We start from the raw sequence: 24,019 nt of genomic DNA on the forward strand, positions 1-24,019 counted from the left end.
GTCGCGAGTGACTCTTTGTCACTGGCGGGTGACTGTCCGCTATGTACGGTCCTTCGGGATCGCGCCTCTTGAGTGCTGCGATGCCAATTCCGGCGGTTTGACCAACCAGGGTCACCGGATGGTGTACTTGTACTGTGAAGGACAAGCCGTTCGTCCTATAACCGACTTGGCCCTCGACAACCATTTCGGGCATCGGGGGTCTAGGTGCAGAATTTGAAGAAAGAACCGTGCTTGGTTCGGTTCTCCCGAGGAGGCCGCTCATGACCGCTCGTACGCCTGATGCCGAGCCGCTGCTGACGCCGGCCGAGGTTGCCACCATGTTCCGCGTCGACCCGAAGACGGTCACGCGCTGGGCCAAGGCCGGCAAGCTCACGTCGATCCGCACCCTCGGTGGCCACCGTCGCTACCGCGAGGCGGAGGTTCGTGCCCTGCTTGCGGGAATTCCGCAGCAGCGCAGCGAGTCCTGACGCCGAGGCAGGGATACCTGCATCAGCCGTTGTCTTGAGTGTCGGCCCCGGATCCCGCCGGATCCGGGGGCGATGCTTTTTCGCGTTTTCGGGGTCGGAGCCGGCAACATTCACGGCGCGCCATCCCGGCATTCAGTAAAATATCACATACAATGCATGGCCTCTTTCCGGCCTCATCTGAAAATGATTTCCAGTCAAAACCGTGACGTCGGTCACAGTGGAATGCGCTGCCGCCTCTGTCCGGTTGGTTTCCCGACGGCCGCGCGCGCCGGCCGGCTCGTCGTCCCCAGGGGTCGTTCGCTCGCCCGCCGACTCATGCCTGTTGCCTTCGCGTCGACCGCTCGCGGCACTGAACTGACGGGTCTTCAGATGAAGACGTCTCTGTCCGGCAACGGCTATTGACGATCTATCAGGTCGGGATCACCATTACGACACTCAGCTGGTCGTTTCATCGACATGACGGTGATCCGACGGGCTGCGCGCAGGTCCTCGCGAATCACGTACGGCACCACCTTCGCTGTTCGACAGCCCCGTCAGGTGAACGACCGCAATCCGTCAGGCCACCGGCCCGGCGGTCCGTGAGGAGGAAACCTTGCCTCGTCTCCTACGCGCCGCAGGACTGGTGATGGTGCCGGTCCTGCTGATCGCCGGGTGCAACTCCTCGACCACCGGCACGGACGACTCGCCCGCCCGGCCCGGTGCGTCGGTGTCCGACGACCCCATCAAAATCGGCGGCATCGTCTCCAAGACCACCGCGTCCGGCTACAGCAAGGCCGATACGGACCTCGGCGCGAAGGCCCGGTTCATGATGGCCAACGACGAAGGCGGAGTGAACGGCCGCGAGATCGACTACATCGGGGCGGAGGACGACTTCCAGGATCCGGCCCGCACGATCACCGCCGCCCGCAAACTCGTCCAGCAGGACAAGGTGTTCGCGGTGGTCCCCGTCAGCACGGTCACGATCGGCGGTTCCGCGGACTTCCTGCGCGACAACAAGACGCCGTACATCGGCTGGGGCACCCTGCCCGCGTTCTGCGACAAGGAATACGGCTACGGCTACAACGGCTGCCTGGTGCCCAGCCCCGGCCGCACTGTCAGCACCTCATGGCCCGGACTCCTCGCCGATGTTCTGGGCGGCAACGGACAGGGCCGGAGTGTCGCGATCCTCGCGCAGGACAACGACGCCGGGAAGTTCGGCCTGCGCACGTACCAACAGGCTTTCCCGGGCGCGGGTTTCACCGTCTCGTACGGCAAGGCCACGGTGCCGGGCACGGCAGTGCCGACGGACTGGAGCCCGTGGGTCGGCGAGATCATGACGAGCAACAACGGCAAGGCCCCCGATGCCGTGGTCGCGATCATGCAGACGCCCGGCAACATCGGGCTGTTCACCGCCCTCAAGCGAGCCGGCTTCCAGGGGATCCTGAGCGACGCGACCGACTACGACCCGGCGTTGCTGAAGCAGGCCGCGTCGCGAGAGGCGCTTCAGGACGTCCACGTGTTCGTGCAGAACATGCCGTTCGAGTCGCCGCTGCCGGAGATGGCGAAGTTCAAGGAGTACATCTCCAAGGCCAAGGGCTCGCCCGTGACCGAGTGGAACCAGTCGATGATGGTCGGCTGGAATTCGGCGGACCTGTTCGTGGCGATCGCGAAGAAGGCCGGGCCGAACCTGACCGTCGAGTCGTTCCAGGCCGCGGCGGCGAACTTCCAGGACCACTACCCGCTGGTCGGTGACCGGAAGTTCCCCCAGGGCCGTACGGAATCGTTCGGCTGCGCGGCGATGGTGCAGCTCAAGGGCGAGGAGTATTCGATCACTTCGCCGTACAAGTGCTTCCCGACCGTGCCGTTCACATGAGCGAACTCGTCGGCTTCGTCATCAGTGGTCTGGTCACCGGTGCGATCTACGCGCTGCTGGCCTCCGGGTTGGTCCTGGCCTACTCGGCCTCCGGGGTGCTGAATTTCGCCCATGGGGCCACCGCGTTCCTGTCCGCCCTCGTCTTCTTCGAGCTCAACCAGGGACTCGGCTGGCCCGCGATTCCGGCCGCGCTGGTCACGGTCCTCGTCTTCGCACCCGGTCTGGGCTGGGTGCTGGACGTCGTGATGTTCCGGAGACTCGCGAAACTCGGCGAGATCCCGCAGATCGTCGCGACCATCGGTCTTCTGGTCGCGCTGCCGGCCCTCGGCCTGTGGTCGGTGAAGCTGCTCACCGATGCCGGCGTGGACCTCGCCCCGGCGGAGAACCAGTACGGCCTGCCCGGCGTCGGCCCGAACCCGCCGGAGCACTGGGAGATCATGGAAGGCGTCGGCATCGACTCCAACCAACTGATCACCTGGATCGTGACCGCCGTCGTCGCGGTGGGGCTGTGGGTGCTGATGCGCCACACCCCGCTCGGCCTGCGGCTGCGCGCATCGGTCGACAGCCGCACCCTGACCGAGCTGCGCGGGGTCAGCGCCGACCGGCTGTCCGGCTTCGCGTGGATGCTCTCGGCCGGACTCGCGGGCGCCGTCGGGGTGTTGGCGGCACCGCTTCTCGCGCTCAGCTCCGCCGACTACACGCTGGTCCTGTTCGTCTCGGCGGCGGCGGCCGTGCTCGGCCGGTTCACGTCCATCCCGATCGCGTTCGGCGGCGGGCTGTTGCTCGGGGTCGTGCAGAACCTCGTCGCGGGCTACGCGCCTTCGTGGACCGAGAAGATCACCGGGTTCCGTACGGCGGTTCCGTTCATCCTGCTGTTCGTCGGCCTGCTGGTGCTCTCGCGCGGCACCCGCAGCGCGGGAACCGCGGCAGTGGACGCGCCGCCGCCGGACTACCTCGCCGGCATGTCGCCGCTGCGCCGATGGGCCCCGTGGCTGGTCGCGGGGGTGTTCCTCGCGGTCAGCCTCTACACGTGGACCACCGCGTTCTGGATCGGCCTGATCGCGCAAGGGCTCGCGGCGTCACTGGTGTTCCTGTCGTTCACCGTGGTCACCGGGCTGGGCGGCATGGTCAGCCTCGCGCAGGCCACCTTCGTCACCGCGTCGGCGCTGACCGCGGGGCTGCTGATGAGCCACGGCGTGTCGTTCTTCCTCGCCCTGGTCATCGGAACTCTGGTGGCCGCGCTGCTGGGCGTGGTCGTGGCGCTGCCGGCGTTGCGGCTGTCCGGGCGCATGCTCGCGCTGGCCACGCTCGCGCTCGCGTTCCTGGGCGACCAAGTGCTGTTCCAGATGCGGTGGTTCCGCAACGGTGACGTCGGCTGGGAGATCCCGCGTCCGGTGGTGGGGCCGATCGATCTGGCCGACGACCGGGCGCTCGCGCTCTTCCTGCTGATCGTCGTCGCCCTGGTGATCGTGCTGATCCGCAACCTGGAGAACTCGGCGTCGGGGCGCGCGATGCTCGCCGTGCGGTCCGCGCCGCCGGCGGCGATGGCGTCGGGGGTGTCGGTGCTCCGGACGAAATTGGCGCTGTTCGCGATCTCGGCGGGCATCGCGGGCTTCGGCGGTGTGTTCTGGGCGTCGTTCAACACCCGGATCACGGCGACCGAGTTCACCGCCATGCACGGCCTCACCTGGCTGGCGATCGTGGTCGCGGCCGGTATCCGGCGTCCCCAGTTCGCGGTCGTCGCCGGGCTGACCTTCGCGCTCTTCCCCCACGTGATGGAGGACTACGTCACCGAGTCACCGCATGTGCCGGTGATTCTCTTCGGCCTCGCCGGGCTCGCGCTGGCGAGCAATCCGGAAGGCTACGTCGTCCAGATCGCCGAGGGGGTCCACAAGCTTCGCGCGAGGATGGCGGGGGGTGCGGTCGCGGATGACAAGGCCGGTGCCGTGCCCGCGGAGGAAACCGCCCGCGGAGCGCGGGTGGACACCGTACCGGCGCAAGCGTCCGCAGGCGTCGAATCTGGGGGCGCCGAAGCGGGGCACGCCGATCCGGATGTGCTGCTGCGCCTGCGCGGCGTACGTGCGGGCTACGGCGGTGTCGAGGTGCTGCACGGCGTCGACCTCGACGTCCGCCGAGGTTCGATCGTCGCGCTGCTGGGCGCCAACGGAGCCGGCAAGACCACCACGTGCGCGGTCGCCGCGGGCCTGCTCGCGCCGACCGCGGGCACCGTCGAACTGGCCGACTCGGAAAGGGGTTTCGGCGACATCACCCGGTTGTCGGCGGTACGTCGGGCGCGTGAGGGAGTGTTGCTCGCGCCGGAGGGACGCGGCATCTTCCCATCCCTCACCATCGACGAGAACCTGGCGATGTGGCTCCACTCCGCCGACGAACGCGCCGACGTGTACGAGCGGTTCCCCGCCCTCGCGTCCCGCCGCAAGGTGGTCGCGGGTTCGCTTTCGGGCGGCGAGCAGCAGCAACTGGCCATCGCGCCGCTGCTGGTTCGGCCGCCGCGCGTGCTGATCGCCGACGAGCCGTCGCTCGGCCTCGCGCCGCTCGTGGTCGCGGAGATCTTCCGGCTGGTGATCGAACTCCGGGATCGGGGCGTGGCGTTGCTGCTGGTGGAGGAGAAGGCGGCGGAGGTGCTGACGGTCGCCGACACAGTGGCGTTCATGAGTGTCGGGCGGGTGTCGTGGACCGGGCCGCGCGAAGACGTCGACGAGCACCGCCTGACGTCGGCGTACCTCGGACTGGGTGCGGAGGACGGGACCGAAGTATCGGCGCGGTTCGGCGACAAGGGCGAGGTGACGCGGTCGTGAGCGGAACGGTCGCGGAGGTGGAGGCCCTCGAACGCACGGTGCCGTCGGCGGTGTTGCGCGCCGAGCACGTGGGCGTCGCGTTCGGCGGCATCAGGGCCCTGCACGACGTCACGCTGGAGGTGCGCACCGGCGAGGTGTGCGGGTTGATCGGACCCAACGGTGCCGGGAAGACGACGCTCTTCGATGTGATGTCCGGGATCAGGCGGCCGGATTCGGGCGTCGTGCTGCTCGACGGTGCCGACGTCTCGCGTCGCGGTCCGGTGTGGCGCGCCCGGCACGGTGTGCGGCGGACGTTCCAGCGACAGCAGCTGTTCGGACGCCTGACCGTGCTCGACAACCTCGCGGTCGCGGCGGAGTGGCGCGGCGGCGGGGGCGGCGTGGCCGCGGATCTGCTGGCGCTCCCCGGTCGGCGGCGGCGTGCCCGCGAACACCGGGCGCGCGCCGAGGAGATCCTGGACCTGTGCGGGCTCGCCGACCTGCGGGACACGTACGCCGGGACGCTGCCGGTCGGCCAGGCGCGGATGGTGGAGCTGGCCCGTGCGGTGGTCGACACGCCGAAGGTGCTGCTGCTCGACGAACCGGCGTCGGGGATGTCGGCGACGGAGCGCACATGGCTCGGCGAGGTGGTCCGCCGCCTCGCCGACCACGAGCGCTGCGCGGTGCTGCTGGTCGAGCACGATGTCGCGTTCGTGATGGGGCTCGCCTCCCGGGTGGTGGTGCTGAATCTCGGCGAAGTGCTCGCGGAGGGGGCGCCTGCCGAGGTACGTGCCGACCAGGCGGTGCGTGACGCGTACCTCGGCACCGGGTGACGCCGGACCGGCCGACGAGCGCTTCGGGTCAATCTCGGACGCTGATCGCGTCGGCCGGGTTGGCGCGCAACATGAGCCGTGCCGGGAGGACGGTCGCGGTCACCGCGAGCGCGGCGGCGGCGGCGAGGATCGCGGCGCACGCGAGCGGCGGGGCGTACGGCGTGCCGCTGCCCGTCATGCCCTTCGCGTACGCGCTCAGTGTCGCCGATGCGATCGCCGCACCGAACACCGAGGCGAGCACCACGGTGGCCAGCGTCTCCCAGCGCAGCATGCGCATGATCTGGGGCCGGGTCATGCCGACCAGTCGCATCAGGGCGAACTCGCGGCCCCGCGCGGACGTCGCCATCACCAGTGTGTTGACCACCGCGATCGCGGTGAACGCGATGATGAGGCCCATCGCGACCAGGTTGACCTGCGCCTGCGTGCCCTGCTGGTCCTTGCGGACCGCCTCGGCCTCGCTGCGGTCGAGGACGCGGAGGCCGGGGAAGGCCGCGGTCGCGGCATCGAGCGCCTGTTCGGTGGCGGGGCTGTCGGTGCGGACGAGGACCTGTTCGGCGAGCGGGTTGTCGACGTGTGCCGAGAGGAGGTCGTGAGGCATCGTCAGATCGCCGAAGCCCAGGCCGCGTTCGTACACCGCGACGATTCGCAGTCGGACCTTCACCCCGTCGCCCAGCGTCACCTCCAGGTCGTCGCCGACCGAGGCGCCCTTGATGCGCCGCGCGGATTCGCTGATCGCAACGGTGCCTTCGGTCAGATCCGCCAGGCTGCCCGCGGTGGTGCCCAGGTCCACCATGGCGTCGAGACCGGCGGTGGTGACGCCCTGCGCGGGGAACTTGTCCTGCCCGGCGCGCACGGTGGTGCGGACGATCTCGGTGGCTCCCGCCACGCCGGGGACGGCGCGTACGGCGTCGACCGCCGCGGCGGGTACTCCCGGGCCGGCGGAGGCCAGAACGTAGTCGGCGTCCGTGCCGGCCGACACCTGGGTTTCGGCGGCATGGGCCGTCGTGGTCTGCCCGAAGAAGATCGTCGACGTCATCGCGATCGCGAGCGTCAGCGGTGTGACGACCGCGGCGACGTGGCGGGGCCGCGCCCGGGAGTTGCCCGCCGCGAGCCGGCCGCCGACGGGGGAGACCAGCCGCATCGGCACCGACATCAGCGCGAGCGCGCCGCGCGCGAGCAGCGGGCCGAGGACGGCGACCGCGATGGCGGCGAGCACCACCGACAGGAACATCACCGGTGTTGCCGCGGGCTCGATGTGCAGATTGCGCAGGACCACCAGCAGCACGACGTAGCCGATCAGCAGGAGGACGCCGACGAGCGTGCGTGCCGCGCCCACGCGGCCGGGGTCGATCGCCGCCTCGGCCAGCGCCTCGGTCGGGCGTATGCGGGCGGGGCGCCGGACCGCGATGCGGGCGGCGGCCCACGCTGCCGCGAGCGTGGCGAGGACCGCTGCGAGCAACGGGAAGGGGCTGTAGGCGACTTCGAGCGTCCTGGGCATCGCGCCGACGGCGACGAACCGCGTGTGCAGCCAACCTGCCAGCCCGAGGCCCGCGAAAGCGCCGAGCCCGCCGGCGACCAGGCCGATCACGACGGCTTCGATGCCGACCATGCGCCGGATCTGCTGCGGTGTGGCGCCGACGGCCCGGAGCAGGGCGAATTCGCGGCGGCGCTGTTGCAGCGACAGGGCGAAGGCGCCGGCGACGACGATGATCGCGACGAGCAGCGAGGTACCGCCGAGGGCGCCGCCGAGGCTGATGAGAGTCACGCGTGCCTTGCCGGCGTCGAGGAATTCGACCGGGCCGCGTTCGTCGCCGGTGCGGACTTTCGCGGTCGTCCCGGCCAGTGCGGCTTCGGCGGCCTCGGCGAGGTCGCCGGTGTCGGTGCCGGGCAGCGGCAGGAGCCCGAGTGCGGCGACCTGGCCGGGGTGGCCGGCCAGGCGCGCGGCTTCGGGGGCGGCGAAGAACAGTGCGGACTGCCGGGAGAGTCCGTCCCGGCCGTCCGGGGCGGCGATGCCGGTGACGCGGTAGGTCTTGGGTGCGGCGGTCGACTGCACGGTGACTTCGGTGCCCACCGCCGCCCCCGCGCGTGCCGCGAGTTCGGCGTCCAGGACGACGTCGCCGGGGCCGGCGGGCGGTGCGCCCGCGGTCAGCGTGAACGGTGTGAGGACCGCGGAGTCCCAGGCGTGGCCCCAGGACGGGCCGTCGTGCGGGCCTTCCAGCGGGCCGCCCTCGGCGGTGAAGACCGTGGCGGGGAAGGTGAGTTCGGGGACGACCGCGCGTACGCCGGGCAGCCCTTCCAGGCGGCTCGCGGTGGCGGCGTCGAGCCATGCACGTTCGGTGAGGGGCTTCGACTTGGTCTTCTCCTTGCCCTTCTTGTGTTTGGTCCAGTGCAGGTTCTGGTCGGCGGTCACGACGATGGGAGTGCCGGTGTACCGCTCGGTGGGTATGCCGCCGCGGAGCCCGGTTTCCAGGAGGACCCCGCACGCGGCGATCAGCGCCGCGGCGCACAGAAGCGCGGTGAACGCGCCGGCGAACCCGGCTTTGCGGGCGCGCAGGGTGGACCAGGCCAGGCCGAGCATCAGGGCTCCGTGGTGGTTGGGCTCGCGGCGGGCGGGGCGTCGTCGTCCGCGTCGGTGGCGACGTCGGGCGCGGAGTCGGGCGCGGAGTCGGTTCCGCTGTCGTCGTGCGGGTCGGGGAACGCGAGGAATCGGGTCTGGACGACGCGCGCTCCGGGCGGCAGCGCGTCCGGGTCGCGCTTGTAGCGGTTCAGCAGCGCGATGAACTCCTCGAATAATTCGGCGAGTTCATCGACCGTGACGTGCACTGTCCCCCGCGAGTACGGGGCGGCGTCCGCCCACGGGTCGGTCTGGGGGGTCTCGTGCTGGTGGCGGACGAAGGCCTCGATGTCGGCGGCGAACGAAAGCCGGTTCATCTCGTCGAGGGCCGCGCGCATCTCCGGCGTCTGTCGGCTGCGCGGTGGGAAGCGGAGATCCGCACGCACCGCCCGCCACCAGCGCTCGCGCCCGTGCGCGCCCTCCGGCGAGATCTCCTCGACGAAGCCGTGTCGGGCGAGCTCGCGCAGGTGGTAGCTGGTGGCGCCGGTGTTGAGGCCGAGCGCGCGGGCCAGGCCCGCCGAGGTGGCCGGGCCGCGACCGGCCAGGTGGCGCATGATCCGGCCGCGCCGCGGGTGGGCGAGTGTCTTGAGGGCGGCCAGGTCGTCGATCTCACGGGGCGAGGGCGGCGTGTCCTCTGCTTTTGCCATGCGGCCACGCTAGGAGTGCACAAGTTTTTGTGCACTGGGGTGGGCACCCGTTTCCGGGGCGGGGGTTATCCCCCGTGCGCGTGCGTCGGCGACCGTGATTCCGACCACCTTGGTCCGCCGAACCTTTCGGGCGAACTCGGGTCGGAAGTATGGTTCTCGGATTCGGAAGGATGGTTCTCCTTGGTGTACTGCATGGCGGATGGCCCTTCCAGCGGCGGGACCCTGCTCAAGGCGGACACGTGACCCACAGTGATTCCGATGTCGACCCGGCCCGTCTCGTCCACGTCGACGGCATCGCCATGTCGGCCCTGGTGGCCGAGGCCCCGGCACCGCGCGCGGTCGTCGTGGCATTGCACGGCGGCGCGACGACCGCGGCTTATTTCGACTGCCCGAATCGCCCCGATCTGTCGCTTGTGCGGCTCGGTCCCGCACTCGGCTTTACCGTGGTCGCCCTCGACCGCCCCGGCTACGGCGCCTCCGCCCCGTGGGCCGCGGAACTGGCGTCGCCCGAGCGCCGGATCGACCTCGCGTACGCCGCGGTCGACGCGTTGCTGGACTCCCGGCCCCGAGGGGCGGGCGTGTTCCTGATGGCTCATTCGCTGGGGTGCGAGCTGGGTATCCGGATGGCGGGCGACAAGCGCGGGGCGGACCTGCTGGGCCTGGAGCTGGCCGGCACCGGCCGCCGCCACCACGAGAAGTCCGTCGAAATCCTCGCGGCGACCAAGGAGCCGGGGGCTTCGCGGCAGATGCGCATCGCCCTGCGTGACGTCCTGTGGGGAGCACGGCACCTGTATCCGCCCGGCATTTACGGCGGTGCGGCGCTCGCCTCCGCGACACCCGCGTACGAGGCCGAGGCGCGGAAGTTCTCGCAGGACTTCGGGGCGTTCGCCGAGCGCGTGCGGATCCCCGTCCAGTACACGCTCGGCGAGCACGAGTCGGTGTGGAGCCCCGGCCCCGAGGCCCTGGCCGACATCGCGGCGCTGTTCACCGCGTCGCCGCGCGTCGCCGTGAACGAGCAGGCGGACAGCCCGCACAACCTGAGCGTCGGACTGACCGCGAGGGCGTACCACCTGAAGGTGCTGTCCTTCGCGGAGCAGTGCGCGGTCGCCCGCGAGAACGCGGAGTGGGCGCCATCCCGGGGAGCTTGACCTCGGCCCGCGGTGAACGACGCCGCGGGCTGCATCATCTGAACGCGATCTATGGAGGAAGCAGTGCGGGAACCACGCGCCCGACGCTCCGAATTGGCAACTCCGGCCAGCAGCGAGCGCATGTGTGAGAAGGCGGCCGGATCCGGGGCGGACCTGGTCTTCCTCGACCTGGAGGACGCCTGCGCGCCCTCGGCCAAGGAGGCGGCGCGCGGCATCGCGGTCAACGCGCTGACCAGTCTGGACTGGGGGCGCACGGTCCGTGCGGTCCGGGTGAACGGCCTCGACACGCCGTGGTGCCACGACGACATCATCGAGATCGTCACCGGCGCGCGGAACGACGTGGACGTGCTGATCGTGCCGAAGGTGCGTTCGGCGCGCGACGTGTGGTGGGTGGACGTCCTGCTCACCCAGCTCGAAACCAAGCTGCGGCTGCCCCGGCCCATCGGGCTCGAAGTGCTCATCGAGGAGGCCGAAGGGCTGTCGAACGCGGCCGAGATCGCCAAGGCGAGCCCGCGGCTCGAAGCGATCATCTTCGGTGCCGGCGATCTGTCGGCGTCGATGAAGGCGCGGGTGGACGGCAACTTCGACCCCGTCAGCACGTACCCGGGCGACTTCTGGCACTTCGCGCGCGTGCAGGTGCTGGCCGCCGCGCGAGGCGCCGGGATCGACGCGATCGACGCGCCGTACCCGGCCTACAAGGACCCGGAGGGGTACCGCACCTCCGCGGTGCACGCGAGCCTGCTCGGCTACGACGGCAAGTGGGCGATCCACCCGAGCCAGATCGCGATCGCGAACGAGGTCTTCGCGCCGACCGCGCAGGAGGTCGCCGAAGCGCACGAGGCGGTGGAGATCTACCGCAAGTCGGAGGAAGAGGGCGTGGGGGCGATCGGCCGCGACGGCCGGCTCGTCGACGCCGCCCACATGCGTCTTGCCGCCAACGTGCTGCACAAGGCGGCGCTCGCGGGTGTGGAGCCGTCGGCCTGAGCGGCACCCGCCGTTTCGTGACCGCCCCGGGGCCACCGTGCCCCGGGGCGGTCACGCCGTACCCGGGACGGGCGTACGGGAAAGAAGAACCCCCGCGCCGCCTCATCGCACGGCCGCGGGGGTCACGGGCTGTCCTTCTACCGGCCGGCCAGCCGCTCGACGATCGGGGCGAACGACTCGACCTGCGCCTGCTGGACGCTGATGTAGTTCGCGCCGAACGTCTCGCGCCGCGCCTCAAGACGGTCGGCGATCTCGTCGACCGTCCCGACCAGCACGTTGGGGTGGTCGGCGAGGACTTCCGGCGCCACCCGCATCAGGCCCGCCACGCGCTCGATCGCGGCGTCCTTGTCGTCGGTGATCTCGGTGAAGTACGGCGACGCCTCGATGTCGAGGCCGGCGAAGCGGTCCCCGGCCGCGTCGCGCACGTAGCCCAGGCGGCGCACGGCCTCCTCGGCGGGTGTGAGGCCGGCCTCGTTCACGGCCGCGAAGGGCACGTTGTTGATGCTCACGATGTCGGCCTCGCGGGCGGCGAGGGACAACACCCGCTTCTTGCCGCCGCCGATCATGATCGGCGCGCGGGACTGCACCGGACGCGGCAGGCCCGCGTACCCGCTGACGTTGACGAACTCGCCCTTGATGTCCAGGGGTTCGCCCGACCACTGGGCCTTGAGGAGGGCGACCACCTCTTCGAGCTTGCTGATCCGCCGCGGGGCGGTGTCAAAGGTGAGGCCCATCGCCTCGTACTCCGCGGAGCTCCAGCCGGCGCCGATGCCGAATTCCAGCCGGCCGTCGGAGAGCAGGTCGAGCGTGGCCGCCTCCTTCGCGAGGGCGGCGGGCACGTGGTAGTCGATGCAGAAGACGCGGCACCCCACCCGCAGCGTCTCGGTGACCGCCGCAGCGGTCGCCATCGCGGTGATGGGCGCCAGGTGCTGCGGCGGGAGGCTGGCCTCCTTGGCCGCGGGGCCCGGGCCCAGGTAGTGGTCGGCCACGAACAGCGTGGAATAGCCGAGCGATTCAACCTTGCGGGCCAAATCGCGCCACTGCGCCCCCGACGTGGCCTTCGTGCCCTGCACCGCGAAGCGGAAGGGGCGTCGTGTCATCTGTATCACCTCTGAGAATGTCTTACTCGCCAAAGTTAGTATGACGTCCTAGTATCTCGACAACAACGTTCTTCCATTATGCGAAGCAAATTCTCGGTTTGAGCGAAGAGGTGACGCGATGCTCAGACGCACCGGGTTCCCGGAGGACGTGGACCGGAACGCCGACTGCCGGTTCACGTTGTGCGAGGAGGGCGGCCACACGGACCCCCAGGGTCGGCCGCAGAATCGAAACCCCCGGACGGATTGAGGTCATGCACGCTCTCGAAGGCATCAGGGTCCTGGACCTCGGCACTTACATTGCCGGGCCGTACTGCGCAACCGTGCTCGGCGAGTTCGGTGCCGAGATCATCAAGGTCGAGCGCCCCCGCACCGGCGACAATCTGCGCAGGTTCGGCACCGACACGGAGTGCGGCGACACACTTGTCTGGCTCAGCGAAAGCCGCAACAAGCGGTCCGTGACGCTCGACTTCAGCGACCCGCGCGGCCTGGAGATCCTGCGCGATCTCATCAAGACCGCCGACGTCGTGATCGAGAATTTCCGGCCCGGCGTGATGGAGAAGTGGGGCCTCGGCTACGACGCCATCCAGGAGCTGAACCCCCAGGCCGTCCTCGTGCGCGTCTCCGCGTACGGCCAGAGCGGCCCCCTGCACCACCTGCCCGGTTTCGCCCGGGTCGCGCATGGCTTCTCCGGCCTCGCGTACCTGGCCGGCGAGCCGGACCGACCCCCGGTCACGCCCGGCTCGACATCGCTGGCCGACTACACCACCGGTTTGTACGGCGTCATCGGCGTGCTCCTGGCGCTGCGGGCCCGGGAGGCCACCGGCAAGGGGCAGTGCGTCGACCTGGCGCTGTACGAGACGATCTTCCGGCTCATGGACGAACTGGTCCCCGCGTACCAGAAGTTCGGGTACGTCCGGGAGCGGATGGGCGCCGACACGGTCAACGTCGTCCCGCACAGCCATTACGAGACCCAGGACGGGCGCTGGATCGCCATCGCGTGTTCGAACGACAACATGTTCGCCCGCCTGGCCCGCGCCATGGAGCGTCCGGAGCTGGCTGCGGAAGACCAGTTCGGCCCCAAGGAACGCCGGCTGGCCGCGCGCGGACAGGTGAACGGGATCGTCGCGGACTGGGTGGCGTCGCTGCCGCGTGACGAGGTCATCGACCGGTGCCGCAAGGCCGAGGTCCCCTGCGGCCCGTTGAACTCGATCGCCGACATCTTCGAGGAACCGCAGTACGCGCACCGCGAGAACATCGTGACGCACGACTCCCGGATCGGTCCGCTGGCCGTACCCGGAGTGCTCCCCATGCTCTCCGACACGCCGGGCGAGATCCGCTGGCTGGGGCCGGCCCTGGGAGCGGACACCGAGGACGTGCTCACCGGGCTCCTGGGCCGCACGGCGGCCGAGATCGCGAAACTGCGCGAGGAAGGCGTGGTCTGACCGGGCCCGTTCCCGTTCGGAGACGTCAAGAGATTCGAAAGACCATCAGGGATCGAGAACGCATCATGGCAATCACAGTCACCGAGCTCGGGCCGACGACGGGCGTCGCGGTCGAGGGGCTTTCCGGCAGCCAACTGGTCGACAAGAGCGTCGCGGACGAATGTCTGTCGATGCTCGACCGGCGCGGCGTGGTCATCTACCGCGAAGCGAACATCAACGACGACGACCTGGTCGCGTTCACCCGCCTGCTCGGCGAGGCCGTGCCGCTGCCGATGGGCGGTGACCCGGAGCACCCGGAGATCCAGCGGATCACCCGCGACGCGTCGCAGAGCCCGCTCGCGGCCTACCGCGAGGCCACGTTCTTCTGGCACATCGACGGAACGACCGATGAAGTACCCAACAAGGGAACGCTGCTGACGGCGCGTCGGGTGTCGGACGACGGCGGCGGCGACACCGAGTTCGCCAACACCTTCGCGGCGTACGAGGCGCTTTCCGACGCGGAGAAGGCCGAGTTGGAGGGGGTGCGCGTCGTCCACAGCTTCGCCGCGTCGCAGCTCCTCGTGTACCCGAACCCGTCGCCGAAGGAGCGGGCCGCCTGGGACCGCAACCCGTCGCGGGAGCACCCCCTGGTCTGGACGCGCCGCAGCGGTCGCAAGTCGCTTCTCGTGGGCGCGACGGCCGGCGAGATCGTCGGACGGTCGCCCGAGGAGGGCCGGGCGATGCTCGACCGCCTTCTGGAGTGGTCGACGCAGCCGCAGTTTGTGCTGCGCCACCAGTGGCGCCAGGGCGACCTGGTCATCTGGGACAACACGGGCATGCTCCACCGCGCGCTGCCCTACAGCCAGGCTTCGGCGCGGCTGATGCACCGTACGTCGCTCGCGGGTGAGGAAGCGGTCGCCTAAGCCCTCGGTCCACTTCGTGACCCCCGCGTGAAACCCGCGGAGACGGGGCGCGCATGCTGGATCCCATCGCCGTCGGAGTCGGCGACGCCCCTCGGGGACGTCGACCGGTGAAGGCGGCGGCTCATCCTCGAAGGGAGAATCGCCAAGTGTCCCAGCGACGAACGGCAGTTGTCACCGGCGGCGGGTCGGGTATCGGGCGGGCCATCGCCCACCGCCTGGCATCCGACGGATTCGCGGTCGCCATCCTCGACCTCAACGGCGAGGCGGCGGAGCGCGTGGCCGACGAGATTCGGCAGAAGGGGGACGAGGCGGTCGCCTTCGGCGACGTCGACGTCTCGGACCGCGCCAAGGTGAACGCGGCCGTCGACAAGGTCCGCTCTTCTCTCGGCCCGGTACTTGTACTGGTTAACAATGCAGGCCTCACCGCCTCCGACCCGTTCATGAAGATCGGCGACGACCTGTGGGACCGGGTCGTGGCGGTGAACCTGAACGGCACGTTCTACTGCACCCAGGCGGTCCTGCCCGACATGATCGAGGCCAAATGGGGGCGGATCGTCAACATCTCGTCCTCCAGCACCCACTCGGGCCAGCCGTACATGACGCACTACGTCGCCGCCAAGTCCGCGGTCGTCGGCCTGACCAAGTCGCTGGCGCTGGAGTTCGGCCCCAAGGGCATCACGGTGAACACGATCCCGCCCGGGTTCGTCGACACCCCGATGCTGCGCGGCTCCGAGGAGAAGGGCCTCCTCGGCGGCTCGGTCGACGAGCACGCCAAGCGCACGCCGGTTCGCCGCGCCGGCCGGCCCGAGGACATCGCCGCGGCCTGTGCCTTTTTGGTGTCCGATGAGGCCGGTTACATCACCGGCCAGATCATCGGCGTCAACGGCGGTCGCAACACCTGAGACGGCGCCTGATCACGCGCATTTCTCTCGGACCTCGGCAGGATCCTTCCCTGCCGAGGTCCGAGGCATGTCCGGGGCGCGCAGCGGAACCTGAGTCCGGTTGCCTCCAGGGCCTGTTTCCGGGCCGAGGTGTGTTTGTGGGGACCGCGTCGGCGCGCAACGCCCGTAGGGGAGCGGCTTTTGCCGCCTCGTGCTCGCGGCGGCTGCCGGGGCCCTTCTTCGTCGTCTGATCACCCGTTCGGGTGGTTTCGGTAGGAAAAGAGGCTTTCGCTGCTCGAACATCCCTCGAAATGCTGCGATTTCCCCGCTTTGGGACGTTAGACCAAACGGTTACTTGCTGTGATACTTCGGTGACTTCTTGCAAGTGATGTTGTCGCTGGGGAGGGGATCAGCATGGAGGGGTCGGGAGAGACCACATCGCGTCGACGGTTCCTGGGCATGGCCGGGGCCGCCGCCACGACGGCGACGCTGTGGCAGGTCATGACCGGTGCCGTCCCGGCGACAGCGGCAACCACCGGGGTGACCGGGGCGACCAGACAGGTGGGCAACGGCAAAACGGTGGCGATCCTCGGTGCAGGACCGGCCGGGCTCGCATCCGCGATCAAGTTCCACGAGGCCGGTTTCCAGGTGACGGTCCTGGAGGCACAGGGCCGGGTCGGGGGTCGCACGCTGACGGCCCGCCCGGGCGACAAGGTCACCGAGGTCTGGGCCGACGGGTCGGAGCGTACGCAGACCTGCAACTTCGACCAGGGGCTGTATCTCAACCTCGGCGCGGGCCGGATTCCGTACGTCCACCAGCGGGTCATCGACTTCTGCCGCAAGCTCAAGGTGCCGCTGGAGCCGTACATCCACACGACCACGGCGAACCTCTACCAGACGGAGAAGGCCTGGCGCGGGGCGCCGCGGCCCAACCGCCGGATCGCCAACGACACGCGCGGCCACATCGCCCAACTCCTCGCGCAGGTCGTGCAGAAGGGCCTGGCCGAAGACGGGCTGACCCCCGCGCAGCGTGAGCAACTCGTCAACCTCCTCGTCGAGTTCGGTGCTTTGGACAAGACCGACAAGAGCTATCTCGGCTCCACGCGGTGCGGTCTGGCCAAGATCCCGAGCGTCTCCCAGGTCGAGGAGCCGGTCGACTCGCTGCTCCTGAAGGACCTGCTGGCCAGCGAGTTCTGGACCCGTGGCTTCTACCAGGACTCGAACCTCCACTGGCACACCACGTCGTTCCAGCCTGTCGGCGGCATGGACAGCATCTGGCGCCTCGCCGCCGCAGCTCTGCCCGGCGGCACCGTCGCGTACAACTCGCCCGTCCACCGCATCGAGTTGGGCGAAGACGGCGTGACGGTCGGCTGGCGCGACAACGGCACCGACCGCGTCCAGCGGTTCGACTACTGCCTCAGCAACATCCCGGTCTCCGTGCTGCGCAAGCAGGTCGCGCTGGAGAACTTCTCCACCGACTTCCAAAACGCGGTGCGCGACGCCCCGTTCGCCCCCGCGTGCAAGGTCGGCTGGCAGGCGAACCGGCGGTTCTGGGAGTCGGAGAAGTACCAGATCTTCGGCGGCATCAGCCGGATCGACCACGAGATCCAGCAGATCTGGTACCCGTCGAACGACTACTTCTCGCCCACCGACAAGGGCACGATGACCGGCGCGTACAACTCCTACAAGGAAGCCGAAACGCTCGGCGAACGGCCGCACGAGGAGCGGCTGAACGTCGCCCGCGCCGCCGCGACCAAGCTGCACGAGGAGTTCGCCAGCAACGCGATCGTGCCCGACCAGCTCGGGATGTCGATCGCCTGGCACAAGATCCCCTACCAGTTGGGCGCGTGGGCCGACTGGCGCCGGGACGAACCGGAGCACAAGAAGCTCTACTCGACCCTGATCTACCCGCAGGGGCAGAACAACTTCCTCGTGATCGGCGACCAGGTGTCCGCGCTGCCCGGCTGGCAGGAAGGCGCGCTGATGTCGGCCGAGTGGGCGTACGAGTGGGTCACCAACGGCACGCGTGCGCTGCGTGCCCCCGTCCAGCAGGTCCCCGACTCCCGCAGCCTGACCACCGGCGAGGGCTGACGGATCGTCGAGCTCGCCGAGGCGTCGGGGGAGTTCGTGTGAGTGTGGCCGCACGTGGCGCGATTCCGCCGCGTGCGGCCACACCTTGGGGAGACGACGCTGAAGCAGGCGCGGGGGAGAGACGGTTGGGCGAGGTCGTGCCCTTTTCTCAGCTTCCCGGGCGGATGTCGGCTCCGTAGATGTGGTCGACCGGCATTGTCATCAGCACCCTGCGGTCGGACACCATCACCGACCGGTACTCGTCCCAGTCGGGATGTTCGCCGGCGGCTTTGCGGTAGTAGTCCACCAGCGCGTCGACCTCCGGGCCGTGTGGGTCGGTGCCCGGCCCGACCAGCGTCGCCGTGCCTTCGGCGGTGGCCCAGGTCATGCCGTCGGGGCCGGTGACCTCCAGCGCGGCTCGGGGGTCGCGGCGCAGGTTCGCCGTCTTGGCGCGGCCCTCGGTCATGGACACGTGGACGACGTCGGTCTCGGGGTCGTAGTAGGGCAGGACGGGGGAGAGCTGCGGGCGGCCGTCCGACTTGATGGTGGCGAGAACACCGAGCCGGCTGTCGGCGAGCAGCGTGCGCGGGTTGAACGGCGTTTCGGTCATACCCCGGGTCAAGTCGCGGGTGGACGAGGCGTATTCCTGGTGCCCTCGCGACCGGGCCGGTGCCGGGCGTGTTGCCGCGTTCAGGAGGCGTCGTCCGGCGGGGCGTCTTCGGCCAGTGCGGCGTCGCGCAGCGCCTGCCAAGGCACGTCGCGGTGGGCCGGATGACGGTGGAGGGCGAGGACCGCCTCGCGCTCGGCTTCGCGTCGTCGCTCCCGGTCGGCCTCGTCGGTGGCCGCGCGTGTGGCCCGTTGGGCGGCGTACACCACACGTTGCAGCTCGATCAGGTCGGCGGGGATCGGAGCGTCAGGCATGTCCTGAATGCTACGAAGTGTCCTTATGTGCACAGAGAGTGGCGCGCCCGAATGCGTGCTGTGGGGCCGGGGCTGTCGGGGCCGGTGTCCTCGGCGGTGGCGGAGGGCTGCATAGCACCCCGTGGGCCGTGTGGGACGCTGAGTTAAAGATGGGCTTTTTTCCCTTTTTGTGCATTAGTTCGCCTGCCCGGGCTAGGGTCCAAAAAGGGATGTGCGGCGTTGTCGGCCGACGAGGTCACCGAGCACGCACGCGTGCACCCTCGGGGACCATCGGCCGCGCGGCGGCGCGGTCACCGGCCAGGCGAGAGACGCCGTAGAGGCTGGTGGCGAGGAGGAGTGATGACGGGCACGTACGTCTACGCCATCGTCGCGGCGGACCACCCGCTGCCCTCCGCCGCCCGCGGCGTCGGCGCTCCGCCGGAAGGCCTGCGTAAGGTCGTCGGCCCTGGCGGTCTGGCCGCCGTCGTGGGTCCGGCACCCGAGGATCTGCGCGCGCGGCCGCGCGACGTCGCGGCGCACCACGAGGTCCTGTCGGAACTCGCCGAACAGGGAGCGGCGCTGCCGCTGGAATTCGGCCTGGTCGTACCGGATGACGCGGCGGTCGAGAGGCACCTCGCCGAACACGCGTCCGCGTACACCGACGCGTTGGCGCGGACCGCCGGCCGGACCGAGATGGACGTCAAAGCGGTGCTCGACGTCGAGGCCGTGCTTGGCGACATCATCGCCGCGGATCCCCAGGTGCTCGCCCAGCGCGAGTTGGCCCGTTCCGGCGGGGGTTATGACGCGGAAGTGCGTCTGGGGGAGCTGGTGGCTGGGGCGGTGGCCCGCTACGAGGACGAGGTGGCCGCCAGGATCGCCGGTGTGCTGGAGCCCTACGCGACCGACGTGCGGCAGGGGCCGAAGGCCCATGGCGACGCCGCGAATCTGTCGTTCCTCGTCCCGACCGGAGGCGTGGACGCGTTTCGCGCGGCGGTCGGCGGTCTCCAGGGCGACATCGGACCGGGCATCGAACTGCGCTGCGCGGGGCCGCTGCCCACGTACAGCTTCGTGCCGGAGCCGGCCGGCGGGTGAGCGCGCCGCGGCCTACCGACTCAGAGGACCGGAAGGGAACGGACATGAAGGATAAAGCCCTACTGGCCGCCGCGATGGCGGGCGGGTACGTGCTCGGCCGTACGAAGAAGGGTCGCTTCGCACTCGGGGTGGGCAGCTACATGCTGACCAGGCGCCACAACGTGGACCCGAAGCAACTGGCTGTTGAAGGAGCCCGCCGCCTCGGCGCCGCGCCGCAGGTCTCCCGGTTGACCGGGCAGGTGCGCGGCGAACTCGCGCAGGCGGGCAAGACCGCCCTGAGCGCGGCTATGCAACGCCAGGTCGGGGCCCTTGCCGACCGAATAGACCGCCGGGCCGACGAACTGGTCGGCGGCGGGCGGTCGTCCGAAGCGCCTGAAAAAGCGCCGGAAAAGGAGAACGACGAGGGCGGCGACGGTCTGGCCGAGGACTCGGACTCCACCCAGGCGTCGGAATCCGCCGCGGATTCGGAAGCGGAGGAGAAGGAACCTCGTCGTCGGGGGCGGCGCGAATCGGAACGCCCCGCAAAAGTCACGCACAAAGCGCGAGGACCCAAGTCCCGAGCCGAAGGCAAGGCCGCCGCGCCCGAGAGCGGTGCCCGGCAGAAGCCGTCGGGCGGATCTTCGGGGCGCACGGGCCGGACGACGTCGGGCGGTACGCGGCGGTCGTCGTCGGCGTCCGCGGCGCAGAAGAGGGAGGCGCGACATGACGACTGACACTGACGCGCGCAAATCCGGCACGAGCGAGGCCACCGAGCAAGCGAAGAAACCGATGGACCGGCTCCTTGAGGCCGCCGGGCACTACGCCGCCGCACGCGGCGAGCGCGTTGCCGACAGCCTGAGCAACAAAATCACCGGCGCCACCGGCCGACTGACAGACGCGGCGGAGAAAGGGGGCGCGGGGCTGCTGCCGTCGATCGGCATCCGCAAGCTGAAGGGCAAGTCCACACTCGGCGCCGTCGCGTCGGCAGGCGGGCAGAAGGTCAAGGACGTGTTCAAGAAGGTCGGCGAAGCCATGCCCGGCAAGAAACTCGGCCAGGGCAAGGGCAAGAGCATGAACATCACGGAGACCATCGACGTCGGGGTCCCGTTGGAGGTCGCGTACAACCAGTGGACGCAGTACGAGGAATTCTCCGAGTGGGCGAAAGGCGTCACCAGCGTCGACAGCAGTGACGAGACGAGCAGCGACTGGAAGGTCAAAGTCGGCCCGTCGAGCCGCAGTTGGCGGGCGGATGTGCAGACACAGGTGCCCGACGAGCGCATCACCTGGACGTCGGAAGGCGCCAAAGGTACGACCCGCGGCGTCGTCACGTTCCACGAGATCACCGAGCGGCTCACGCGCATCGTGGTGGTCGTCGAGTACTACCCGTCCGGTCCTGTCGAGAAGATCGGCAACCTGTGGCGGGCCGGGGGACGCCGGCTGCGCCTGGACCTCAAGAACTTCCGCCGGTTCGTGATGATGAGCGAGGAGGAGCCGGAAGGCTGGCGCGGCGAGATCCGGGACGGCGAGGTGGTCCGCGGCCCCGACGAGGAACCCGAGGACGAGGAACGCGGGGACGAAGAAGACGAGGAACAAGAGGACGAGGAACAAGAGGACGAGGAAGACGACTACGAGCCGGAGGACGAGGCCGACGACGAGTATGAGGACGAGGAAGACGACTACGAAGACGAAGACGAAGACGAGGAGTTCGACGAGGATTCCGAGGCCGACCAGCCGGCCGGGCGCTGAAGCTCCTGACCGGAACGGAACCCCACCGCCACTCAGGTCCTGGCGGGCATGTGCCACCTCGTGCTGTCCACCGTGACGGCGAAAGGGTGCGGATCGCCGGCCGCGCTGCTTCTCCGGGACGGAGGCGTAGCCGTCGAACGACTACTCCGCCCACCCGTGGACGCTTGGCGAGATCACCGGCGGTGCCGTGTGCACAGCTGCGGTTCTTCGACTTTCGCCACTAGTGTCGTCAGCCGGGCGGAGGCCACGGAGCGCCGTTCCGCGAGCAGGGGAGGGGGACCTGTGTCAGTGATGCTCGCCAAGGGCGGGAACCATCCGTTGGATGCCGTCTCGGTGATCGTGGAGGCCTCCTCCGAGGCGTCGGTGGACGTGTCCGCCCTGCTGCTCGACGCGACGGGGAAAGTCCGGTCCGACGCCGACTTCGTCTTCTACAACCAGCCCGAAGGGCCGGGAGTCCGTCACGAGCCGGGTGCGACAGGCGGCCCCGCGGTGGTACGCGTCGACACCGCCGCCGTTCCCGCCGCTGTCGACCGCGTCGTGGTGGCGCTCAGCCTCGACGGCTCCGGCCCGCGGATGTTCGGGGATGTCCGTTCGCTGGTGGCCACCGTGCGCGACGCCGGTTCCGGCCGTGAGTTGGTCGCCTTCAACCCGTCCGGATTGGGTGTCGAGACAGCGTTGCTGCTGTGGGAGATCTACCGCCGAGGGCCGGGGTGGAAGGTGCGCGCGGTCGGCCAGGGGTACGCGAACGGGCTGGCCGGGATCGCCACCGACTTCGGCGTCCGGGTCGACGACGCGCCGCCGCCGGTCGCCGCGGTGCCGCCGCCCCCGCCGCCGACGGCGTGGGCACCGCAGACACCGCCGCCTCCTCCGCCGCCCGCGGTGCCGGCGCCGCAGGCACCGCCGTCCGGGCCGATCAGCCTCGACAAGGGCCATGTCACACTCCGCAAGAACCAGTCCGTGTCCCTGGTGAAGACGGGGGCGCCGCTGACCCGCGTACGCATGGGACTCGGCTGGGACCCGGCGAAACGCGGAGCGAGTATCGACCTCGACGCCTCCTGCATCGCGTTCGACGCGCGCGGCAGGAAGATCGACACCGTGTGGTTCGTGCACCTGCACGCGTTCAACGGCGCGATCGCGCACTCCGGTGACAACCTCACGGGCGAGGGCGAGGGCGAGGGTGACGACGAGGTGATCACGGTCGACCTCGACCGCCTGCCCGCGGAGGTCCACGGGCTGGTCTTCACCGTCAATTCGTTCCTCGGCCAGAAGTTCACCAAGGTCTCGCGAGCGTTCTGCCGGCTTGTCGACGCGAGGACCAACGCCGAGCTGGTGCGCTTCGAGTTGTCCGAAAGCGAGCCGCGGACGGCCGTCCTGATGTGCAAGCTCGTTCGCCGGGGACCGGCCTGGACCATGACCGCACTGGGCGAATTCGCCAACGGCCGCACCGTACGCAAGCTCATCAATCCCGCCCGCGACGCGCTCCTGCGTCCGTGACCCGGGGCGCCGAGACCCGGCTCCCCCGGTCGGCAACCAACGTGAGTCTCCTCTTGTCAACTTTCCTGACGCGAGCTATATAGATGGTGTGTCGTCAAACGACTCCCCTTGCGGAGCCCCGCCGAAAGGAGTGACCGATGATGCTGATGCGAACCGACCCGTTCCGCGAACTGGACCGAATCACCCAGCAGGTGTTCGGCACCGCGGCGCGCCCTGCGGCGATGCCCATGGACGCGTTCCGCGACGGGGACACGTTCGTGGTCGAACTGGACCTGCCGGGAGTGGACCCGGAGTCGATCGACCTGGACGTCGAACGCAACGTCCTCACCGTCAGGGCTGAGCGCCGTCCCAGCGCCGGCGACGACGCCGAGGTGCTGATCTCGGAACGCCCGGCCGGTGTCTTCAGCCGCCAACTGCTGCTGGGCGACACCCTCGACACCGACCGCGTCGACGCCGCGTACGACGCCGGGGTGCTGCGGCTGCGGATCCCGGTCGCCGAACAGGCCAAGCCGCGCAAGATCCCCATCAGCGGAGGCGAAACGCACCGTCAGATCACGGCCTGAACCAGCGCCCGCCGCGCGGGAGTCGCCCGTGCGGCGGGCATGCCCCGCAAGCCGTGCACGAGACAGAGGGGAACCCATGTCGATGCGCTGGGAGGCGTTCCTCGATCAGGTCGTCGAACGCGGTGAGTACCCCAACCGTCCGGAAGCCGAGCGTGCCTCCCGGGTCGTCCTCGCCCTGCTCGGGGCGCTGCTGGTCGGCGAGGAGCGCAGCCAACTGGCGTCGCGGCTTCCCGAGACGTTCGCGATTGTGCTGCTGAACCCCTTGCACGCCGCCGAGCCACTCACGCCCGAACGCTTCGTCCGCGCCACCGCCGCATGGATCGAGGGCGCCACCGAACAGACCGCGCAGTGGGACGTCAGCGCCGTGCTCAGCGTCGTCGCCGACGCGGCGGGCGGAGAGCTGATGCGGCGCATTCTGCTCCAGCTCCCGCCCGGTTTCGACCTGCTCTTCGGACATCCGCAGCCGTCGTGACCGGGCGCGGATGATCCGCTCATCGCCCGGACGAGCGCGCT

At 69.8% G+C, this 24,019-nt stretch carries 21 protein-coding genes; 16 read left to right on the plus strand and 5 right to left on the minus strand.

Going from position 1 to position 24,019, the window contains the following annotated elements; all coding sequences use genetic code 11:
• The first annotated feature begins 260 nt into the window (after positions 1-260).
• The 4 genes from bldC (at position 261) to ACRX5W_RS01295 (ending at position 5,944) form a co-directional block, all read left to right on the plus strand.
• A complete protein-coding gene (gene bldC, locus ACRX5W_RS01280) occupies positions 261-467 on the plus strand; it encodes a developmental transcriptional regulator BldC (RefSeq protein WP_003980577.1) in 207 nt (68 codons plus the stop codon).
• A 592-nt stretch (positions 468-1,059) separates the two neighbouring features.
• Positions 1,060-2,319 carry an ABC transporter substrate-binding protein gene (locus tag ACRX5W_RS01285; RefSeq protein ID WP_436786001.1) on the plus strand — a complete coding sequence of 420 codons (1,260 nt, stop codon included), beginning with the start codon at positions 1,060-1,062 and terminating at the stop codon, positions 2,317-2,319.
• Positions 2,316-5,135 (plus strand): ABC transporter permease subunit, encoded by a 2,820-nt coding sequence (locus ACRX5W_RS01290; RefSeq protein ID WP_436786002.1) that lies wholly within the window; start codon positions 2,316-2,318, stop codon positions 5,133-5,135. Before ACRX5W_RS01285 ends, ACRX5W_RS01290 begins: the two co-directional genes overlap by 4 nt.
• Positions 5,132-5,944 (plus strand): ABC transporter ATP-binding protein, encoded by an 813-nt coding sequence (locus ACRX5W_RS01295; protein WP_436786003.1) that lies wholly within the window; start codon positions 5,132-5,134, stop codon positions 5,942-5,944. The genes ACRX5W_RS01290 and ACRX5W_RS01295 overlap by 4 nt, the downstream gene beginning before the upstream one ends.
• A gap of 28 nt (positions 5,945-5,972) precedes the next feature.
• Here ACRX5W_RS01295 and ACRX5W_RS01300 read toward each other — a convergent pair whose 3' ends face one another.
• The gene (locus ACRX5W_RS01300; protein ID WP_436786004.1) at positions 5,973-8,522 is read right to left on the minus strand and encodes an ABC transporter permease; all 2,550 of its coding nucleotides are present in this window, start codon (positions 8,520-8,522) and stop codon (positions 5,973-5,975) included.
• A complete protein-coding gene (locus ACRX5W_RS01305; protein ID WP_436786005.1) occupies positions 8,522-9,205 on the minus strand; it encodes an ArsR/SmtB family transcription factor in 684 nt (227 codons plus the stop codon). The genes ACRX5W_RS01300 and ACRX5W_RS01305 overlap by 1 nt, the downstream gene beginning before the upstream one ends.
• A gap of 239 nt (positions 9,206-9,444) precedes the next feature.
• On the opposite strand from ACRX5W_RS01305, the gene ACRX5W_RS01310 reads away from it, so the two are divergent.
• Together ACRX5W_RS01310 and ACRX5W_RS01315 are read left to right on the plus strand one after the other, a co-directional pair.
• A complete protein-coding gene (locus ACRX5W_RS01310; protein ID WP_436786006.1) occupies positions 9,445-10,353 on the plus strand; it encodes an alpha/beta hydrolase in 909 nt (302 codons plus the stop codon).
• Between the two features lie 51 nt (positions 10,354-10,404).
• The gene (locus ACRX5W_RS01315) at positions 10,405-11,337 is read left to right on the plus strand and encodes an HpcH/HpaI aldolase/citrate lyase family protein (RefSeq protein ID WP_436786007.1); all 933 of its coding nucleotides are present in this window, start codon (positions 10,405-10,407) and stop codon (positions 11,335-11,337) included.
• A gap of 137 nt (positions 11,338-11,474) precedes the next feature.
• On the opposite strand, the gene ACRX5W_RS01320 is transcribed toward ACRX5W_RS01315, so the two are convergent.
• Positions 11,475-12,437, minus strand: a complete 963-nt coding sequence (locus ACRX5W_RS01320) for a TIGR03621 family F420-dependent LLM class oxidoreductase (protein ID WP_436786008.1) — start codon at positions 12,435-12,437, stop codon at positions 11,475-11,477.
• Positions 12,438-12,688: 251 nt separating this feature from the next.
• On the opposite strand from ACRX5W_RS01320, the gene ACRX5W_RS01325 reads away from it, so the two are divergent.
• From ACRX5W_RS01325 to ACRX5W_RS01340, 4 genes are all read left to right on the plus strand, one after another.
• On the plus strand, positions 12,689-13,879 hold the full coding sequence (locus ACRX5W_RS01325) for a CaiB/BaiF CoA transferase family protein (RefSeq protein WP_436786009.1): 1,191 nt from the start codon (positions 12,689-12,691) through the stop codon (positions 13,877-13,879).
• A 65-nt stretch (positions 13,880-13,944) separates the two neighbouring features.
• A complete protein-coding gene (locus ACRX5W_RS01330; protein WP_436786010.1) occupies positions 13,945-14,781 on the plus strand; it encodes a TauD/TfdA dioxygenase family protein in 837 nt (278 codons plus the stop codon).
• A gap of 146 nt (positions 14,782-14,927) precedes the next feature.
• Entirely contained in the window at positions 14,928-15,683 is a 756-nt protein-coding gene (locus ACRX5W_RS01335; RefSeq protein ID WP_436786011.1) for an SDR family NAD(P)-dependent oxidoreductase, read from the plus strand.
• A 393-nt stretch (positions 15,684-16,076) separates the two neighbouring features.
• Positions 16,077-17,753 (plus strand): flavin monoamine oxidase family protein, encoded by a 1,677-nt coding sequence (locus tag ACRX5W_RS01340; RefSeq protein WP_436786012.1) that lies wholly within the window; start codon positions 16,077-16,079, stop codon positions 17,751-17,753.
• A 148-nt stretch (positions 17,754-17,901) separates the two neighbouring features.
• On the opposite strand, the gene ACRX5W_RS01345 is transcribed toward ACRX5W_RS01340, so the two are convergent.
• Positions 17,902-18,342 (minus strand): PPOX class F420-dependent oxidoreductase, encoded by a 441-nt coding sequence (locus tag ACRX5W_RS01345; protein WP_436786013.1) that lies wholly within the window; start codon positions 18,340-18,342, stop codon positions 17,902-17,904.
• Between the two features lie 80 nt (positions 18,343-18,422).
• Positions 18,423-18,653, minus strand: a complete 231-nt coding sequence (locus ACRX5W_RS01350) for a hypothetical protein (RefSeq protein WP_436786014.1) — start codon at positions 18,651-18,653, stop codon at positions 18,423-18,425.
• Positions 18,654-18,992: 339 nt separating this feature from the next.
• On the opposite strand from ACRX5W_RS01350, the gene ACRX5W_RS01355 reads away from it, so the two are divergent.
• From ACRX5W_RS01355 to ACRX5W_RS01380, 6 genes are all read left to right on the plus strand, one after another.
• A complete protein-coding gene (locus ACRX5W_RS01355) occupies positions 18,993-19,724 on the plus strand; it encodes a GvpL/GvpF family gas vesicle protein (protein ID WP_436786015.1) in 732 nt (243 codons plus the stop codon).
• Positions 19,725-19,768: 44 nt separating this feature from the next.
• Positions 19,769-20,437, plus strand: coding sequence for a hypothetical protein (locus tag ACRX5W_RS01360; RefSeq protein WP_436786016.1), 669 nt, complete (start codon positions 19,769-19,771; stop codon positions 20,435-20,437).
• A complete protein-coding gene (locus ACRX5W_RS01365) occupies positions 20,427-21,449 on the plus strand; it encodes an SRPBCC family protein (protein WP_436786017.1) in 1,023 nt (340 codons plus the stop codon). Before ACRX5W_RS01360 ends, ACRX5W_RS01365 begins: the two co-directional genes overlap by 11 nt.
• A gap of 291 nt (positions 21,450-21,740) precedes the next feature.
• Positions 21,741-22,943 carry a TerD family protein gene (locus tag ACRX5W_RS01370; RefSeq protein ID WP_436786745.1) on the plus strand — a complete coding sequence of 401 codons (1,203 nt, stop codon included), beginning with the start codon at positions 21,741-21,743 and terminating at the stop codon, positions 22,941-22,943.
• Positions 22,944-23,083: 140 nt separating this feature from the next.
• Positions 23,084-23,506 carry an Hsp20/alpha crystallin family protein gene (locus ACRX5W_RS01375; protein WP_436786746.1) on the plus strand — a complete coding sequence of 141 codons (423 nt, stop codon included), beginning with the start codon at positions 23,084-23,086 and terminating at the stop codon, positions 23,504-23,506.
• Positions 23,507-23,582: 76 nt separating this feature from the next.
• A complete protein-coding gene (locus ACRX5W_RS01380; protein ID WP_436786018.1) occupies positions 23,583-23,978 on the plus strand; it encodes a DUF2267 domain-containing protein in 396 nt (131 codons plus the stop codon).
• Positions 23,979-24,019 lie beyond the last annotated feature (41 nt).

This window comes from Yinghuangia sp. YIM S10712 (assembly GCF_051388935.1).
In the GTDB taxonomy this organism is placed as follows: domain Bacteria; phylum Actinomycetota; class Actinomycetes; order Streptomycetales; family Streptomycetaceae; genus Yinghuangia.